The sequence below is a fragment of the Pseudomonas frederiksbergensis genome (assembly GCF_900105495.1).
GTDB classification, from domain to species: domain Bacteria; phylum Pseudomonadota; class Gammaproteobacteria; order Pseudomonadales; family Pseudomonadaceae; genus Aquipseudomonas; species Aquipseudomonas frederiksbergensis.
On sequence record NZ_FNTF01000002.1, the window covers coordinates 2,508,126 to 2,525,304 of the forward strand.

Sequence of the window (17,179 nt, forward strand, 5' to 3'; positions counted from 1 at the left end):
CATCGCGGTCCATCAGGTAGTAGCTGGTTATTACCCGACCCCGCGGATAAGGACTACCTTGAATACTCCTACGTATTTCCCAGAGGAGTCCTCCCCATGGCCGCTAAAAAAATTCTGATGCTGGTCGGCGATTACGTCGAAGACTACGAAGTGATGGTGCCGTTTCAGGCGCTGTTGATGGTCGGCCACACGGTGCATGCCGTTTGCCCGGACAAAGCAGCCGGTCAGACCGTACGTACAGCGATCCATGACTTCGAAGGCGACCAGACCTACAGCGAAAAACCCGGTCACCTGTTTGCCCTGAACTTCGACTTTGCCAAGGTCAAGTCCGAAGACTACGACGCCCTGCTGGTGCCGGGTGGTCGTGCCCCGGAGTACCTGCGCCTGAACGAAAAAGTTCTGGAGCTGGTGCGCGCATTCGACAAGGCCGGCAAACCGATCGCCGCCGTGTGTCACGGTGCTCAATTGCTCGCGGCCGCAGGGATTCTTGAAGGTCGCGAGTGCAGCGCCTACCCGGCCTGTGCCCCGGAAGTGCGCTTGGCCGGCGGTACGTTCATCGATATCCCGGTGACGGAAGGTCACGTTCAGGGCAATCTGGCCACTGCCCCGGCCTGGCCGGCGCACCCGAGCTGGCTCGCCGGTTTCCTCGGGTTGCTGGGCACCAAAATCACGCTGTAACGAGGGACCTTTCCATGTGCGAGCTCTACGTCAAGGCCGATCCGATTCTCTACGAATCGCGCTCCCGCTCGCTGCGCATCTGCGGGGTGGTCACCACCCTGCGGCTAGAGAATCAGTTCTGGGACATCCTCAGCGAAATCGCCGAGGTCGACGGCATGACCACCAACCAGTTGATCGCCAAGCTGTATGAAGAGGTGATGGACTACCGCGGCGAGGTGGTGAATTTCGCCTCGTTTTTGCGGGTCAGTTGTACCCGTTATCTGAGTCAGCGACGGGTGCAGCCGCTGGAGTTATCAGTGGTGCGGGCGGTGGTGAAGTAGGTGATTTTTGTGCTGACCTTACCGGCCTCATCGCGAGCAGGCTCGCTCCCACAATGGATCGATGTACACAATTCCCCTGTTGGAGCGGGCTTGCTCGCGATGAGGCCGGTACAGGCGACAAAAATCCCCGCCTGGTCTTTACTCTGAAGCGCGAAACCTCTCAATTGCCAAGGAGAAAGAGCATGTCTGGATGGTATGAAGTGAGCAAAAGCAGTAATGGTCAGTTCAAATTCGTACTGAAAGCCGCCAACGCGGAAACCATTCTCACCAGCGAGCTGTACACCACCCGCGCTGCCGCTGAAAAAGGCATCGTGTCGGTTCAAAGCAACAGCCCGAAGGATGAACGCTACGAAAAGAAAACCACCAAGGATGGCCATCCTTACTTCAACCTCAAGGCTGCTAACCACGAGATCATCGGTAGCAGCGAGGCTTACACCTCCGCTGCTGCGCTGGAGAAAGGCATCGCCAGCGTCAAAGCCAACGGGCCGACCACGGTGATCAAGGACAAGACCCTGCCGGTGCTCTAAACACACCGCTGATCGTTCCCACGCTCCGCGTGGGAACGATCTTTATGGTCTTCAGACCTCGACTGGAACTGTCAGCTTCGGGCTGCCCAACGCATGGGTCTTCGAATCAAAAAAACGTAACTCACTCCCGGTGCCTTCAAACACCTTCGCGTAGTGTCGTTTCTGGTGCTGAATGAAGGCCTTGCTGCGCGGGTAAATCGAGATCGCCACCCGTTGCGGTTTCGCCTGGCGCAAGGCGTGGATGATGTGGCTGTCCTGCTCACCCAGGGCATGGCCAAACAGGCACAACCCGTCGCCATGGCCAAGTAACTGGTCGTAGCAGAACGACAGGTAGTCCGAGCTGCGAATGGTTTTGAGCTTGTCCTGCGCCGGCCCTTCATTGACGAACAGCGGCACATCGTCGAGGGTCTTGATCGTGTTGTTGATCGCGAAACTTCCGAGCAACGTGCCCTCGGTCGACATCAGTTTGCGCGCCGTGCCGTCCTGATTCCGCACCAGATGCAAGCCGCCATGCAGGTAAAGCAGGCGGGTTTTATCGGTCGCCGTGGCGCTCAGGTCAAAGCTCGATTCTGCACCCTGAAACAGGTCGCTGATGGCATCAGGCTGGTGCTGGGTCGCCCAGTAATTGAGCAGATCGTAATTGGTGGTGAACACGGTCCGGTAGCGGCCCAGTTCCTGATTGATCGTCGCCAGCGACGAAGGCACCACCAGCCGCCACGGGATATGCACTGCGTGCACGGTGTTGATCAGCGCTTCCTTGATCGCGTAGTAACGATTGCGCGGCGCGGCGGAACTCACGGCCAGGGCCTTGTTGACCCGGCTGGTGGTTTTCAACGCGCTGAGCACCTGCTCGAAGCTGCGCGTCTGCATGGCGTCGAACACACTCAGCTCGGATTGGCTCAGGGGTTTTTCTTCGACGGTACGGGCGTTTTCGAACAGCGAGTCGTAGCCGAAATCGTCCCACACGGCGCGACTGGCGCCGTTGCCCACCAGCAGGCCGCTGAACGAGGCGGTGGCGCGCAAGGCGTTCCAGTCTTCAAGTTGGGCATCAACATCCTGGAAATCGGTCATTGCGGTCAAAGTCTCAAAACAAAGGGGCTGATGGGCGGCGACTTTATCACGACCAAGACTTGAGCCAGATCAAGTTACTGCGTGACCGATAGGTCGATCCTGTGGGTCCCCGCTGGATCGGCGCTAACGATTCGGCCTCAGCCAGGAGACTCGCTCATGAGCAGCACGTTTTTCATCCCCGCCGTGAACATCATGGGCATTGGTTGCCTCGACGAAGCCATGGACGCCATTCGCAAGTATGGTTTTCGCAAGGCATTGATCGTCACAGACGCCGGGCTGGCCAAGGCAGGCGTAGCGAAGATGATTGCCGAGAAGCTGGCGAAGCAGGACATCGATTCTGTGATTTTCGACGGCGCCAAACCTAACCCGAGCATCGCCAACGTCGAGATCGGCCTGGGTCTGCTGAAAGAAACCCGCTGTGACTTCGTTGTGTCCCTGGGCGGCGGTTCGCCCCATGACTGCGCCAAAGGCATCGCGTTGTGCGCGACCAACGGCGGGCAGATTGGCGATTACGAAGGCGTCGATCAATCCACCCAGCCGCAACTGCCGCTGATCGCCATCAACACCACCGCCGGCACCGCCAGCGAGATGACCCGTTTCTGCATCATCACCGACGAATCCCGTCACGTGAAAATGGCCATTGTCGATCGCAACGTCACGCCGCTGCTGTCGGTCAACGACCCGGCGCTGATGGTCGCCATGCCCAAGGGCCTGACGGCCGCCACTGGCATGGACGCACTGACCCACGCCATCGAAGCCTACGTTTCCACGGCGGCCAATCCGATCACCGATGCCTGCGCGCTGAAGGCGATCACCTTGATCAGCAACAACCTGCGCCTGGCCGTCCGCGACGGCAGCGACATGGCCGCGCGGGAAAACATGGCGTACGCGCAGTTCCTCGCCGGCATGGCGTTCAATAACGCATCCCTGGGTTTTGTCCACGCCATGGCCCACCAGTTGGGCGGGTTCTACGACTTGCCGCATGGGGTGTGCAACGCGGTCTTGTTGCCTCACGTACAAAGCTTTAACGCGCTGGTTTGCGCCGATCGCCTTACCGATGTCGCCCTTGCGATGGGTGCCGATGTTCACGGCCTCACCCCGGAAGCGGGCGCCCAGGCGGCCATTGTGGCGATCCGCAGTCTATCCAAGGACGTGGAAATCCCTGCCGGCTTGCGTGAGCTCGGCGCCAAGCTCAACGACATCCCGATGCTCGCCAGCAATGCCTTGAAAGATGCGTGTGGGCTGACCAATCCACGCGTGGCGGATCAGCGCCAGATCGAGGAGATTTTCCGCAGCGCGTTTTAGGAAGTCTTGCGGCCGGGCGCGAGCATCGCGCCCAACGCCAGGCCAGAAACAGGCTGATCCAATAACTCAAAGACTGGCCAAACACCGCGACGCAATAGGGCGGCCAGAACCGCCTGTGGGCTAATTGCTTTGCCGAATCGCGTAAAAACCGGGCTATCCTGCCGACTCTGTCGAACAGAAGTCATCGAGCCCTCCATGCTGCAAAAAAGCCTGATCCGCCGCCTCGACCTGATCACTCTCCAGCTGTTTGTCGCCGTTCACGAGGAGGGCACGCTGACCCGCGCCGCCGCGCGTGAAGCCATCGCCGTGTCGGCGGCCAGCAAGCGGCTGATGGAGTTGGAAGAAGCGCTGGGCATCAGCCTGTTCGTGCGCCAGGCCAAGGGCATGACCCTGACGCCGGCCGGTGAAACCTTGTTGCACCATGCTCGGCAGATGCTGTTCAACGTCGAGAAAATGGGGCTCGAACTGGGCGAACACAGCCACGGTATTCGCGGCTATGTGCGGATGCTCGCCAACCTGTCGGCGATCATTCAATTCCTGCCCGAAGACCTGCGGGACTTTTCCGAGCGTCATCCTCAGGTCAAGACCGACCTCGAAGAACGCCCCAGCAGCGGGGTGATTCAGGGGGTGCTGGATGGCGTGGCGGACCTTGGGATCTGCTCCAGTGACAGCGACGTCAAAGGTCTGCACAGCGTGCTTTATCGACAGGACAAATTGATGGTGTTGATGCTGCCCGATCATCCGTTAGCGAGTCGTTCCAGCCTGGCCTTCGTCGATACGCTGGGCAGCGATTACGTCGGTCTGCATTCCGCCAGTTCAATCAATATGCGTACCCACGCAGCCGCGCGCGAGGCGGGCAAAGTGCTGCGGTTACGGATTCATGTACCGGGTTTCGACGCCATGTGCCGGATGGTCCAGGCCAACATGGGCATCGGCATCCTGCCGCAAAAAGCCTATGAGCTGTTTGGTCGGGCGTTGGGCTTGCACGCGGTGCCGTTGACGGATGACTGGTCGGATCGCGCGTTGGTTCTGGTGGTACGCGATGAAGCGGCGCTGTCGCCGGTGAGCCGGATGTTGTTCGAGCATTTGCGCGGCGAGGTCTGATTATTCTTGATTGGATGGACTGGCCCTATCGCGAGCAGGCTCGCTCCCACAGGGGATTTATGTGCGCCGCAGATCAACTGTGGGAGCGAGCCTGCTCGCGATGGCTGACCTGAGGTCGCAGTAGTCTTTCAGACCGTTCGCGTTTCGCGAACGCTCGTTGCCAACTGAAGGTTGGATTCCTTCGCCCGTGGTCCTCTAGCCTTGGCTCAATTCCAAGAACAACATGAGGTACCCCGCGATGACTGCCCCCTTGAGTGCAATCAAAGTGATCGAGATCGGCACGCTGATCGCCGCGCCGTTCGCCGCGCGCATGCTCGCCGAGTTCGGCGCCGACGTGATCAAGATCGAAGCCATGGGTCAGGGCGACCCGCTGCGCAAATGGCGCAAGCTGCACGAAGGCACGTCGCTGTGGTGGTACCTGCAATCGCGCAACAAGAAGTCCCTGGCGTTGAATCTGAAATCCCCCGAAGGCATTGAACTGGTCAAGCAACTGGCGACCAGCGCCGACGTGCTGATCGAAAACCTGCGCCCCGGCGCCCTGGAGAAACTCGGTCTGGGCTGGGACGTGTTGCATGCCCTCAATCCCAACCTGACGCTGGTGCGCATATCCGGTTATGGCCAGACCGGCCCTTACCGCGATCGCCCAGGGTTCGGTGCAATCGGCGAGGCCATGGGCGGAATTCGCTACACCACCGGCACCCCCGGTTCACCGCCGGCCCGGGTCGGTGTCAGCCTCGGCGATTCCCTGGCTTCACTGCATGCGGTGATCGGCGCCCTGATGTCGCTGCTGCGGGTCAAGACCGGGCAGGGCGGTGGGCAAGTCGTCGATGTGTCGCTGGCTGAAAGTGTGTTCAACGTCATGGAAAGCCTGGTGCCGGAATACGACATGCTCGGCCATGTTCGGGAGCGCAGCGGCGGGGCCTTGCCGGGCATCGCGCCCTCCAACACTTACCTGACCGCCGATGGCGCCTACGTGGTGATCGCCGGCAACAGCGACCCGATCTACAAGCGCTTGATGGACGTCATCGGTCGCCGTGACCTGGCCGATGCGCCGGAATTCGCCCATAACGACGGGCGTGCCGCCAAGAGCAACGTGCTCGACGCGGCGATCACCCACTGGACCAGCAGCCTGCCGATCGACGATGTGTTGTCGGCACTGGAAGCCGCCGAAGTCCCGGCCGGGCGCATCTATTCAGTCGCCGATATCGTCGCCGATCCGCACTATCAGGCGCGGGACATGCTGCTCAACGCCGACCTGCCCGGCGGTGCCACGGTGAAGATGCCCGGCATTGTGCCGAAAATGTCCGAGACGCCCGGTGGCGTGAACTGGTCCGGGCCTGCGTTGGGCCAGCATACCGATGCCATCCTCGCGGGGCTGGGCCTTGCGAATTCGGACATCGAACGGCTGAAGGCTCAAGGGGTGGTGCAATGATCACTGGTTTTTCCGAGACCCTGATTGTTCAGGAAGTCTCCCCCCGCGACGGCTTGCAGATCGAGCCGACCTGGGTCGAAACCGTCGACAAGATTGCCTTGATCGATCAGCTGTCGCTGGCTGGTTTCAGCCGCATCGAAGCCGGTTCGTTCGTTTCGCCCAAGGCGATTCCGGCGCTGCGCGATGGTGAGCTGGTATTCAAGGGCATCGCCCGGCAACCCGGGGTGATTTACGTCGCGTTGATCCCCAACCTGAAAGGCGCACAACGAGCACTGGCGACTGGGGCTGACGAGTTGAACCTGGTGATGTCCGCCAGCCAGACCCACAACCTGGCCAACATGCGCATGCGTTGCGAAACCTCATTGGCCGCGTTCGGCGAGGTTGTGCAATACGTTCGCGGAACGACGGTGCGACTCAACGCCAGCATCGCCACCACCTTCGGCTGTCCGTTTGAAGGCAAGATCGATGAAGATCGCGTGCTGCAAATCGTCGAGGCGTATCAGGAACTCGGGATCCAGGGCATTACCCTGGCCGACACCACTGGCATGGCCAATCCGCGGCAGGTCGATCGGCTGGTGCGGCGGGTCTTGCAACGAGTTTCGCCCGCTGATCTGACCCTGCATTTCCACAACACCCGCGGCCTCGGTTTGTGCAACGTACTGGCCGCTTATGAGGCCGGTGCCCGACGCTTTGACGCGGCGCTGGGCGGCCTCGGCGGTTGCCCGTTCGCGCCGGGTGCCTCGGGCAATATCTGTACCGAAGATTTGGTCAACCTGTGCGATGAAATCGGCATTCACACCGGCATCGATCTGCCGCTGCTGCTGCAATTGTCGCGAGGACTGCCCGCGCTGCTGGGCCACGAAGTGCCCGGTCAACTGGCCAAGGCCGGACGCAATTGCGATCTGCACCCAAGCCCTTCCTGACCACACCGAATCCCCCTGTAGGAGTGAGCCTGCTCGCGATGACTGATTCACATCAAACATAGATGTCGACTGAACCACCGCTATCGCGAGCAGGCTCGTTCCCACAGTAAAAACACTCACATACAGCCTCTCAACCAGACAACAAAAACAATCGGACACCCACGGGCAGTCCACCTGGAGAATCTCATGAGCCTTAATGTACTGGAGGCGGGCGCGAGCCCGTCCGTTAACCACGACGAAGAAAAAGCCCTGGTCAGCAAAGTCGCCTGGCGCCTGATGCCGTTGATCATGGTCTGCTACCTGTTCGCGTTTTTCGACCGCATCAACATCAGCTTCGCCAAGTTTCAATTGCAGGCCGACCTGAGCCTGAGCGACACCGCTTACGGCCTCGGCGCCGGGTTGTTCGTGGTCGGTTACGTGATCTTCGAAGTGCCGAGCAACATGATGCTGTACAAGGTCGGCGCCCGGCGCTGGATCGCCCGGATCATGATGTCCTGGGGGCTCGCCACTGCGGCCATGGTCTTCGTCAACAGCGAATGGCAGTTCTACGTGCTGCGCTTTTTGATTGGTGCGATGGAGGCCGGTTTTGCGCCGGGAGTCCTGTATTACCTGACGCTGTGGTTCCCGCAGCACTATCGCGGGCGCATCACCTCGATGTTGTTTCTGGCGTCGGCGTTTGCCGGTCTGGTCGGGGCTCCGTTCTCCGGGCTGGTGCTTCAACACCTCGACGGGGTCCTCGATATGCGCGGCTGGCACTGGCTGTTTCTGCTGGGCGGCGTGCCTTGCATCGGCCTCGGTTTGCTGGTGCTGACGTTGCTCAAGGACCGCATCGAAGACGCCCATTGGCTGACGCCGTCAGAGAAAACGCTGCTGGCCAGCCGTATTGCGCACCATGAACCGCACAAGAGTGGCGGCTCGTTGCTCGCCGCACTGCGGATTCCGGGTTTCCTGACCCTCGGGCTGATCTACTTCCTGATTCAGGTGGCGTCCTACGGCTTGAACTTCTGGGCCCCGCAACTGATACGCAGCGCTGGCACCGAAAGCCCGGTGATGATCGGTTTGCTGACTGCCATCCCTTACATCTGCGGCGCGATCACCATGGTGGTGATCGGGCGGTTGTCCGACTCGACTGGCGAGCGACGCAAATTTGTCGCAGGTCTGGTGGCGGTGGGCGCGGCGGGGTTCTTCTGTGCGGGGATCTTCGCTAATCACACGACCTTCCTGATTGTCGCGCTAGGCTTGCTCGGTGCCGGGATCATCGCGTCCATCCCAAGCTTCTGGACCCTGCCGCCCAAGCTGCTGGCCGGTGCGGGGGCAGGGGCTGCTGGCGGGATCGCAGTGATCAACACCCTCGGCCAGTTCGGCGGCATCGTCAGCCCGGTGATGGTGGGGCGGATCAAAGACCTGACCGGCAGCACCACGCCGGCGCTGTATGTCATCGGCGTCTGTGCGCTGATCGCCGTCGCGCTACTGCTGTGGGGGTTGCCGCAAAAGCTGCGCACGCTCGACAAGTTTTAAAAGTTTCGCAGGCTACGCCGGTTCCTGCTCCGACCACGCATCACTGCTGGAGCTGGCGAAGGCTGCGATCGCAAGAAGATGATCGTTCCCACGCTCTGCGTGGGAATGCTTCAAGGGACGCTCCGTGTCCAGCGACGCGGAGCGTCACGGGCTACATTCCCACGCAGAGCGCGGGAACGATCAAGACGTTGCTGTTATCGCTTTTTCCAATGTGCCACCGAACTGAATCAACACCACTCCAGCCATTAACAACACCGCCCCAAACACCCGCGGCAACGTCATCTCCCGCTCCACCAACCCAAACCACCCGAAGTGATCCAGCACCAGCGACGCAACCACCTGTCCCGCCAGCGCCAACGCCATAAACCCCGACGCCCCGAGCTTGGGCAGCAACACCAGCGCCAACGAAATAAAGCACACCCCAAACGCACCGCCGGTCCACATCCACAGCGGCGCCTTGCTGATGAACGCCAGTGACGGCAACGGCAAACGCAGCGCCAACATAACCGGCAACACCACCACAATGCTGATCAACAACGACGCGAGGGTCGCCCACAACGGATGGCCCAAGCCACGCCCGAGGTTGGCGTTGATTGCGCTTTGAAAAGGCACCACCGCCCCGGCTATCACGGCCAGCAGCAACAGCCCGGCCCAATGCAACGTACTCATGATGAATCTCCAACAGGTTTTGCTGGACTCTAGAGTATTCGTCGCGCAGATTTAAATTCCAAATAGCTATCCAGAACATGCATCAGATGAATGATCTTCGCCGCGTCGACCTCAATTTGCTGGTGATCCTCGACGCCTTGCTCAGCGAGCAACACGTGACCCGTGCCGCCGAGCGCCTGCACTTGAGTCAGCCGGCCGTCAGCCATGCCTTGGCGCGATTGCGTGACCTGCTCGGCGATCCTTTGCTGGTGCGGGCGGGCGCCAGCCTCGTGCCAACCCCGCGAGCCCTGGAGTTGATGGCACCGTTGGCAGAAGCCCTGGCTCAAGTGCAATCGCTGCTGGCACCCAATACCTTCGATCCGGCCACCGCCAAGCGCACGTTTCGACTGGCTATGTCCGACTACGGTGCTGCAATCGTCCTGCCGGGGTTGATACGGACCTTGCGCAGGAAAGCGCCGGGCATCGACCTGCAAATCAGCCATGCCAGCCGCGAAGGCATGCTCGAGGGTGTGCTCAACGGCGACATCGACGTAGCTGCAGGCGTGTTTCCAGAGTTGCCGAACGAGTTGCGCAGCACCCCGCTGTTCGAAGAGCACTATGCCTGTCTGGTCGACCGCAACAGCCTGCCCGCCAATGGCGTGCTCGACCTGCTAACCTACCTCGCCCGCCCCCACGTCCTGCTGGAAATGCGCGGCAGTGGCACCCCGGAAATCGAACGAGCCCTGACAGCCCTGCGTGAACGCCGTCGCGTGGCGATCAGCCTGCCGCACTGGAGCGTCGCCCCGGAATTCATCAGCGGCACCGACCTGATCCTCACCGTCGCTTCCCGAGGGTTGCTCAATATCGATGAGCAGTCGTTGATCGTCGTTCCGCCACCGTTTCATATTCCGCCGTTTACGTTTGTGTTGGTTTGGCACAAGCGGCGGGGCGGGGATCAGGCGTTGAACTGGTTGAATGGGCAGATTGGGGAAGGGATAGTACGTGGCGATCAAACCGGCTCATCAATTAACGATTGAGGTGAAAAATTGCTCAGCGGCCTCAACCACCTGACCCTCGCCGTCACCAATTTGAACCGCAGCGTGGCGTTCTATCGCGATCTGCTGCAACTTCAGCTTGAAGCCACCTGGGACACTGGCGCCTATCTCTCGCTGCCGGGTCTTTGGTTGTGTCTTTCCCTCGATCCACTGCGCAACTCTGAACCCGCCGCCGATTACACCCATTTCGCCTTCGGCATTAACGCAACAGACTTCCCGCTCTTCGTCGAACGCCTGCGATCCGCCGACGTCCGGGAATGGCGTGATAACCGGAGCGAAGGCGCATCCTTCTACTTCCTCGACCCTGACGGGCACAAGCTCGAAGCCCATGTTGGCGATCTGGCGTCACGGCTGGCAGCCTGTCGGCAACGTCCCTATGCGGGAATGAAGTTCTTCGACGATCTGTAAGTCGGATCCCGGGAACCTGAGATAGACTTGCGTGCATTCACCCCGGCTCAACAGGACTTCCAATGACCCCATCGCTGCTAATGGCTGTTCTCGCCTCAGGCTTTATCTACGGCATCACGCCGGGGCCGGGTGTATTGGCAGTGTTTGGCATTGGTGCGGCGCGCGGTCGAAGGGCCGGGGCGGGGTTTCTCTGCGGGCATTTGCTGGGGGATGTGGTCTGGTGCAGCACTGCGCTGATCGCGATTGTCGGTGCGCGGGAAATCGGCAGTAGCGCATTCGATGTGCTGGGCGTACTCAGCGGGCTGTACCTGTTTTGGCTTGGTCTGCGTGCGGTTCGCGCTCGTCGCAGCAGTGACGAAGCACCTCAAGGCCCGGCGCGGCAGCCGTTCTGGCACGGTATTCTGTTTGGCCTGACCAATCCGAAGGCTTACCCGGTGGCGGTAGCGACTTTTACCGCGCTGCTGTCCAGCCGTGCCGAACTGCTGCACTGGTCGATGCTGCCGTGGCTGATTGTCCTGAGCTTCGTTGGTGGTCTCATGGCCTACGCTATCCTCATTGGCATTGTCGGTGCGCGGCAGGTACGCATGTTGTACCAGCGCCATGAGCTGCTGATCACCCGGTTGTGTGGGGTGATGTTTATCGGATTCGCCATCAATGCCCTGGCGCATGCATTGCCGGGGTTGGTGACGAACAAGGCGTGAGGCTGATTGCAAGGAAGCGTCAGTTGTACTGATGGGGCAGGGAAGGTTATTTATTGCTGCATTGGCCGGACACGCTCACCGCACTATGGCAACCAGAAATTCCGCGCCGTTGGCGAGTTACATCGATCTCTTGCTGGACGCCGTCTGCGCGGTCGACAAACAAGGTCGCTTCGTATTTGTCAGCGCGGCCTGCGAGCGTATTTTCGGCTATACCCCCGAAGAGCTGATCGGCCAGCCGATGATTGATCTGGTGCATCCCGCCGATCGTCAGCGCACCCTCGATGCCGCGCGGGAGATCATGGGCGGCGAACCCAAGCTCAATTTCGAAAACCGCTACCTGCGCAAAGATGGCCGAGTGGCGCACATCCTCTGGTCGGCGCGCTGGTCGGAGGTCGACCAACTGCGCATCGCCGTGGCACGTGACATCACTGAGCGCAAACAGGCCGAATCCCGGCAAGCGGCGTTGTATGCGATCTCCGAAGCGGCCCACGCGGCGGAAGACTTACTGGCGTTGTTCAAGCGCATCCATTCGATCATCGGCGAATGGCTGCCGGCGCTGAACTTCTCCGTGGCGCTGTATGACGAACACTGCGCCCAGCTGAATTTCCCTTATCACGTCGACGACCTGGAGCGGCAACCCGAGCAGCCCGGAACGATCACCGGACGTCTCTGTGCGGAGGTGATTCGCAGCGGCCAGCCGATTCTGCTGACCCCGGATCAGGACCATTTGCCGCAAGGGTTCGAGGCGCTGGTCGCGGGTCCGCATTCACCTTGCTGGCTGGGTGTGCCGTTGAGTTCACAAAACGGCACCATTGGTGCGCTGATTGTTAAAAGCGTGCCCGGTGGTGAGCGCTACACCGAACAGGACAAGGAGCTGCTGCAATACGTTTGCGCCCAGGTCGCCACTGCGATTGAGCGCAAGCAATTGCATGCCAGACTCCAGCACATGGCCCAGTACGACCAACTGACTCAGTTGCCCAACCGAGAGTTACTCCGGGACCGGCTTAAAGATTCACTGGCGCTGGCGCGGGCGGACTCTGGCCGAATGGCACTGCTATACGTCGACCTCGACCGCTTCAAGCAAGTCAACGACACCTACGGCCATGCGGTCGGCGACATGCTGCTGCAAGCGGTCGCCAACCGGCTCAAAGGCTGCGTTCGAGAAACCGACACGGTGGCACGCATCGGCGGTGATGAGTTTGTGGTGTTGTTGCACAGCATCCACGCCTCCGAAGATGCCCACAGCGTGGCGGGAAAAATCCGACAGGTTTTGGCTCAACCCCTGCGTCTGGACGGCCACAGCCTGATCATCCAGACGAGCATCGGCGTTGCGCGATACCCCGACGACGGCACTGAAGAAAAGCAGTTGTTCCGACATGCCGATGAGGCCATGTACGTCGCCAAGCGCCAACATCAACAGCGCCTCGGCGTCTGAAAAATCTGCCACCGTTCGTCGCGGCGATTTCAATTTTTCTAAACCTTTGTGGTGATCGAAATTCTGATTCTATGCGGGCTTCTGCTCGCCGCGATCATTACCAAGAGGTAGAGAATCATGCCTAACTCAAGAAACTCGAACTCGGGAAACTTCGGCAACGATCGAACGAAGGCGTCTGAAGCCGGTCGCAAAGGTGGGAAAACTACCACCACGACCGTCGATAAAGACTCTTCGAAACCCGATATGGGCCGCAAAGGTGGTCAGAAATCGAAGTAGCGGTGAAGGTAGTTTTGATTGAGAGGCGGGAGCGTAAGCTCCCGTTTGAATTTTTAACGAGGAGGGCGCGACCATGAGCCGGATGGCCACCCGATTACGCAATGCCAGTTTTGCCACATTGCTGGGCCTGTGCGCGAGCAGTGCCTTTGCCCAGTCCCCCGCCGAATTCATTAACGATGCGTCGGCCAAAGGCATGGCCGATATCGAAGCCAGCCGCCTGGCGCATCAGAAAACCGAATCCCAAGTGGTCAAGGACTACACCATCGTCGTCATCAATGACCGCACCACCGCCAACCAGCACTTGGCGAAAATTGCCAAGCAACTGGATTTGCCGGTAGCTCCGCGCGACGAAGTCGTCGATAAAGCCAAAGCCTTGATGCCGCAAGTGCAGGACGGCGCGAGCTTCGACCAGGCCTACGCAGCCAGCCAGGTGAAAACCACCCAGGAAGCCATCGAACAGCTTCAACAGGCAGCGCAGACCATCGATGTGCCTGAAATCAAAGCCTTCGCCGAAGAAACGTTGCCCAAGCTGCAGAACCACCTGGAAATGGCCAAGGCGCTGCAAGCCAGTCGCTAACCCACAAAAATGCGGGTGACCTCGAGTCACCCGCGATGAGCCCGATCAGCCTTCATCCAGATCCTGCTTGCCTTTTTCCTGGACGACAGTGCCGTCCAGGGAAATCGTTTCGCCCTCGCCAAGTTGCCGATACTTCTTTCGCAGCGCTTCCAACTGTTTGAGGTCCAGCGCCTCAAGCCCGAGCATTGCGTTCTGCGCCTCCTTCGTCACCCGCAGCAACTCATCGACCTTCAAGTGCAAAATGTCCGTATCGCGGTTCTGGGTGTTCTGGATCAGGAACACCATCAGGAAGGTGATGATGGTGGTCGACGTATTGATGATCAGTTGCCAGGTGTCGTTAAAGTGAAAAATCGGCCCACTCAAACCCCACAGAAAAATCAGAATGATCGCCCCCATGAACGTCTTGGGGCTGCCGGCCCACAGGGAAAGTTTCTGAGCGACGTTTGCGAATTTCATAGCCGTGCTCCTTATAGGGATGCGCCTGATTTTCAGACAGCACTGGCATGTTGAAAATTCTGATTAAATTCCGGGTTCAATGAAAAGCCGGTGGCTCGTATCTCGGTAGGTCGGAGGAGCGGCCGAGACTGCGATCTGGCGATCTTGTAGGACGAATTGAGCAAGATAGGGATGGAAGAAATCTCTGTTGTTCCCAATTCCTGGCTGGATTCTTTCTTTGTGCCGGTTTGTGTCTAGTATCAAAGGCAGTCAATTTGCCAGCATGCAAACACACGGATCGAACCAGATAAGAGGCCACTCATGGAATTCTTCGAAAAGTTAGCTAGCTTAGCCGCCAAAGTTCGTTTGCAAGGCGTTGCCATTAAGACGGAAGAAGCGACCAAGAACGCTTTTGTCATGCCATTTATCAGCACGGTGCTGGGCTACGATGTCTTCGACCCGACGGAGGTCACTCCTGAATTCGTTTGCGACATTGGAACGAAAAAGGGAGAGAAGATTGATTACGCAATCATGAAGGGGGGAGAGGTTCAAATCCTTATCGAGTGCAAAAAAATAGGCGAGCCGTTGCACATCAATCACGCCTCCCAGTTGTTTCGCTACTTCCACGTCACCAGCGCTCGAATCTCTATCCTTACCAACGGTCAGGTCTACAAATTTTTCACCGACCTCGATGCGCCTAACAAGATGGATGAGAAGCCATTTCTTGAACTCGACCTTCTGGATATCGACGAGTATTCCGTCCCCGAGTTGGTCAAGCTCACCAAGTCGGCCTTCGATGTGGATTCCATCATTAGCGCCGCAGGTGAGTTGAAGTACGTCAGCCAAATCAAAAAGGTCATTGCTTCGCAGGTCAGCAAGCCTGATGACGACTTTGTGAAGGTGTTCGCGTCGCGCGTGTATGACGGGGTGATCACTCAGAAGGTCCGTGAGCAGTTCCATGAGCTAACAAGAAAAGCCGTGGTGCAGTTTCTCAACGACCAAATCAACGACAGGCTCAAGTCGGCCATGAGCGGCGCCATCCAACCCGCGTTAGCCTCTTTGCCGGTTTCATCCAGTGGTGCCGAGCCGTCTGATTTGCGGGACGAGTCAGAGGACAAGGTTCTGACTACGCTGGAAGAGCTGGAGGGGTATCACATCGTCCGTGCCGTTGTTCGGTCTGTTGTCGATGCCAAGCGGATTGTTCAGCGCGATACCCAGAGTTACTTCGGCATCCTGCTTGACGACAACAACCGCAAACCTATCTGTCGCCTGCACTTCAATCGTTCACAGAAGTACATCGGGATTTTTGACGAAGAGAAAAATGAAACCCGGCACGCAATTAACTCGATAGACGATATCTACGAATACTCGGATCACTTGAAGAAGACCGTTGGATATTACGACTAGCCACGCCAACTGACAGGTGAAAAACCGGCCCATGAAGCCGGTTTTTTTTGGATTTCTGTTCACTCCACCAACTTCACGTCCACCGACCAACTGAAGTACCCCAATGCCTCGCAGCTTTTATCGATCAGCATGAATTGCAGTTCGCACGCCGCCACCCCAGCCGCCAATTGCGTGCAGTGCCAATAATGATCATCGGCCGTGTGGCTGCCCGGTTGGGTCGGGTTTTCGGGATCGGGTGCAGGGACTGTCAGGTTGGCGTGGACGACCAGTTCGGGCGGTGAAAGTACCCCGGCATCACCGACAGACATTCCGTAGAACACCACACTGTGTTCGGCGAGCAAGCTGACGGTCCTGCCACGGATTTGGAAGTTCTTTCCGTTATTGGCGGTAATCGTCATTAGGCTGTCATTAGTTGTACTTTGTGTGGGTTTTGTGCCGCTGATGGGAAAGATGAAACCTTCCTCGATCCTGGTCGGATTTTGCGGATCAGGACTAGGTTGCGGATAGCGTGAAAGCAGTGATTCGGCATCGACGATCAGCAGCACATTATTGGCTGGCGCGATGCTCGTCGAGGGTGAGGTAATCGGTTCGGAAGTCATCATGGATTCCTTTCATGATGTTGCTGCATAACGACAGCCGCGTCGGCTCAGCAGGACATCCCGTCCCGGCCCAGGCGGCAACGAACTCGGTAGGCCCCTCGTCGCCAAGGGGCCTGGTCATCGTCAGTTTCGGATGGTAATGAACGGGTCCCACGAGCAGCAGCCTACAATCTTGCAGTCGCGATCAACGATCAGGAAATGGAAGTGGTAGGTCACGCTACCGCACGAAAGTGTTTCCGAAGACCAGTAATGGTTGTCGACTTTCTGGCAGCTAGGCACCGACGGGTTGCTGGTGTTGGGGACGGCAACGCACGCTGTAGCCTTGCGGGGCGTGGGTGTTGAGATCAACTCGTTGCCGACGTTGCCAATGAACTTGTAGAAAATCACTGCCGTCTCGAAGCTCTGCGACAGGCTGGTTTCACGCCAGCGAATCAAGTCGCCTACCTGGGCTTTCAAGTTGAGTTCGCCACCGGCCTGGCCGCTGACGACGTTGTTCTGATTGGTCACCATGTACACATGATTGACGTCGATCAACGTCGGCGAGGCAGGGTTTTTGCTGATGTTCGGGTAGTTTTTCAGAATGGTTTCAGTGTCGATTGAAACAAGTACATCCGTGACTCGAGACATGGTAAAGCTCCTTGTTCATAGTGAATGCCTGGCATCTTCCAGGCACAACAACGCTTGCTTGCCTTACGGCCGTTGCAAACACACTACGGGCGGAACCCACCTGTCACGGGCATGAGCTGGCCTTGCTCCTTGC

20 protein-coding genes are annotated in these 17,179 nt (G+C 58.8%); 15 read left to right on the forward strand and 5 right to left on the reverse strand.

All coding sequences use genetic code 11. The annotated features are described in order from the left end of the window. The first annotated feature begins 96 nt into the window (after positions 1-96). The 3 genes from BLW70_RS11775 to BLW70_RS11785 all read left to right on the forward strand — a co-directional run bounded on the left by BLW70_RS11775 (position 97) and on the right by BLW70_RS11785 (position 1,525). Positions 97-678, forward strand: coding sequence for a DJ-1/PfpI family protein (locus BLW70_RS11775; RefSeq protein WP_074874226.1), 582 nt, complete (start codon positions 97-99; stop codon positions 676-678). A gap of 14 nt (positions 679-692) precedes the next feature. Further along, on the forward strand, positions 693-998 hold the full coding sequence (locus BLW70_RS11780) for a ribbon-helix-helix domain-containing protein (protein WP_074874227.1): 306 nt from the start codon (positions 693-695) through the stop codon (positions 996-998). A gap of 182 nt (positions 999-1,180) precedes the next feature. Then, complete coding sequence (locus BLW70_RS11785) at positions 1,181-1,525, forward strand: YegP family protein (protein ID WP_074874228.1); 345 nt, start codon at positions 1,181-1,183, stop codon at positions 1,523-1,525. Between the two features lie 51 nt (positions 1,526-1,576). Here the strand turns inward: BLW70_RS11785 and BLW70_RS11790 are convergent, their stop codons facing one another. Then, positions 1,577-2,596 carry a DUF4917 family protein gene (locus tag BLW70_RS11790; RefSeq protein WP_074874229.1) on the reverse strand — a complete coding sequence of 340 codons (1,020 nt, stop codon included), beginning with the start codon at positions 2,594-2,596 and terminating at the stop codon, positions 1,577-1,579. A 156-nt stretch (positions 2,597-2,752) separates the two neighbouring features. Here BLW70_RS11790 and yiaY point away from each other — a divergent pair, with 156 nt between their 5' ends. From yiaY to BLW70_RS11820, 5 genes are all read left to right on the forward strand, one after another. Then, positions 2,753-3,901 (forward strand): L-threonine dehydrogenase, encoded by a 1,149-nt coding sequence (gene yiaY / locus BLW70_RS11795; protein WP_074874230.1) that lies wholly within the window; start codon positions 2,753-2,755, stop codon positions 3,899-3,901. Between the two features lie 195 nt (positions 3,902-4,096). Then, a complete protein-coding gene (locus BLW70_RS11805) occupies positions 4,097-5,005 on the forward strand; it encodes a LysR family transcriptional regulator (RefSeq protein WP_074874232.1) in 909 nt (302 codons plus the stop codon). A gap of 238 nt (positions 5,006-5,243) precedes the next feature. Next, on the forward strand, positions 5,244-6,437 hold the full coding sequence (locus BLW70_RS11810) for a CaiB/BaiF CoA transferase family protein (protein WP_074874233.1): 1,194 nt from the start codon (positions 5,244-5,246) through the stop codon (positions 6,435-6,437). Beyond that, the gene (locus tag BLW70_RS11815; protein WP_074874234.1) at positions 6,434-7,360 is read left to right on the forward strand and encodes a hydroxymethylglutaryl-CoA lyase; all 927 of its coding nucleotides are present in this window, start codon (positions 6,434-6,436) and stop codon (positions 7,358-7,360) included. The genes BLW70_RS11810 and BLW70_RS11815 overlap by 4 nt, the downstream gene beginning before the upstream one ends. A gap of 186 nt (positions 7,361-7,546) precedes the next feature. Beyond that, positions 7,547-8,878 carry an MFS transporter gene (locus tag BLW70_RS11820; protein ID WP_074874235.1) on the forward strand — a complete coding sequence of 444 codons (1,332 nt, stop codon included), beginning with the start codon at positions 7,547-7,549 and terminating at the stop codon, positions 8,876-8,878. Between the two features lie 180 nt (positions 8,879-9,058). Here BLW70_RS11820 and BLW70_RS11825 read toward each other — a convergent pair whose 3' ends face one another. Continuing rightward, entirely contained in the window at positions 9,059-9,547 is a 489-nt protein-coding gene (locus BLW70_RS11825) for a DMT family transporter (RefSeq protein ID WP_074874236.1), read from the reverse strand. Positions 9,548-9,624: 77 nt separating this feature from the next. Here BLW70_RS11825 and BLW70_RS11830 point away from each other — a divergent pair, with 77 nt between their 5' ends. The 6 genes from BLW70_RS11830 (at position 9,625) to BLW70_RS11855 (ending at position 13,978) form a co-directional block, all read left to right on the forward strand. Next, positions 9,625-10,563 (forward strand): LysR substrate-binding domain-containing protein, encoded by a 939-nt coding sequence (locus BLW70_RS11830; protein WP_074874237.1) that lies wholly within the window; start codon positions 9,625-9,627, stop codon positions 10,561-10,563. A gap of 9 nt (positions 10,564-10,572) precedes the next feature. Continuing rightward, positions 10,573-10,989: a fosfomycin resistance glutathione transferase gene (gene fos, locus BLW70_RS11835; protein WP_074874238.1), complete on the forward strand. Its 417-nt coding sequence runs from the start codon at positions 10,573-10,575 to the stop codon at positions 10,987-10,989. Positions 10,990-11,051: 62 nt separating this feature from the next. Continuing rightward, positions 11,052-11,690 carry a LysE family translocator gene (locus BLW70_RS11840; RefSeq protein WP_074874239.1) on the forward strand — a complete coding sequence of 213 codons (639 nt, stop codon included), beginning with the start codon at positions 11,052-11,054 and terminating at the stop codon, positions 11,688-11,690. A gap of 85 nt (positions 11,691-11,775) precedes the next feature. Continuing rightward, the gene (locus BLW70_RS11845) at positions 11,776-13,125 is read left to right on the forward strand and encodes a sensor domain-containing protein (RefSeq protein ID WP_074874240.1); all 1,350 of its coding nucleotides are present in this window, start codon (positions 11,776-11,778) and stop codon (positions 13,123-13,125) included. Between the two features lie 117 nt (positions 13,126-13,242). After that, the gene (locus BLW70_RS11850; protein WP_074874241.1) at positions 13,243-13,401 is read left to right on the forward strand and encodes a KGG domain-containing protein; all 159 of its coding nucleotides are present in this window, start codon (positions 13,243-13,245) and stop codon (positions 13,399-13,401) included. A gap of 73 nt (positions 13,402-13,474) precedes the next feature. Then, on the forward strand, positions 13,475-13,978 hold the full coding sequence (locus tag BLW70_RS11855; RefSeq protein WP_074874242.1) for a DUF4142 domain-containing protein: 504 nt from the start codon (positions 13,475-13,477) through the stop codon (positions 13,976-13,978). A 45-nt stretch (positions 13,979-14,023) separates the two neighbouring features. On the opposite strand, the gene BLW70_RS11860 is transcribed toward BLW70_RS11855, so the two are convergent. Further along, positions 14,024-14,434, reverse strand: coding sequence for a low affinity iron permease family protein (locus BLW70_RS11860; RefSeq protein ID WP_074874243.1), 411 nt, complete (start codon positions 14,432-14,434; stop codon positions 14,024-14,026). A gap of 300 nt (positions 14,435-14,734) precedes the next feature. On the opposite strand from BLW70_RS11860, the gene BLW70_RS11865 reads away from it, so the two are divergent. Continuing rightward, entirely contained in the window at positions 14,735-15,820 is a 1,086-nt protein-coding gene (locus tag BLW70_RS11865) for a type I restriction endonuclease (protein ID WP_074874244.1), read from the forward strand. A 59-nt stretch (positions 15,821-15,879) separates the two neighbouring features. Here BLW70_RS11865 and BLW70_RS11870 read toward each other — a convergent pair whose 3' ends face one another. Continuing rightward, positions 15,880-16,419 carry an AidA/PixA family protein gene (locus tag BLW70_RS11870; RefSeq protein ID WP_074874245.1) on the reverse strand — a complete coding sequence of 180 codons (540 nt, stop codon included), beginning with the start codon at positions 16,417-16,419 and terminating at the stop codon, positions 15,880-15,882. Positions 16,420-16,542: 123 nt separating this feature from the next. Next, positions 16,543-17,046: an inclusion body family protein gene (locus BLW70_RS11875; RefSeq protein ID WP_046046162.1), complete on the reverse strand. Its 504-nt coding sequence runs from the start codon at positions 17,044-17,046 to the stop codon at positions 16,543-16,545. Positions 17,047-17,179 lie beyond the last annotated feature (133 nt).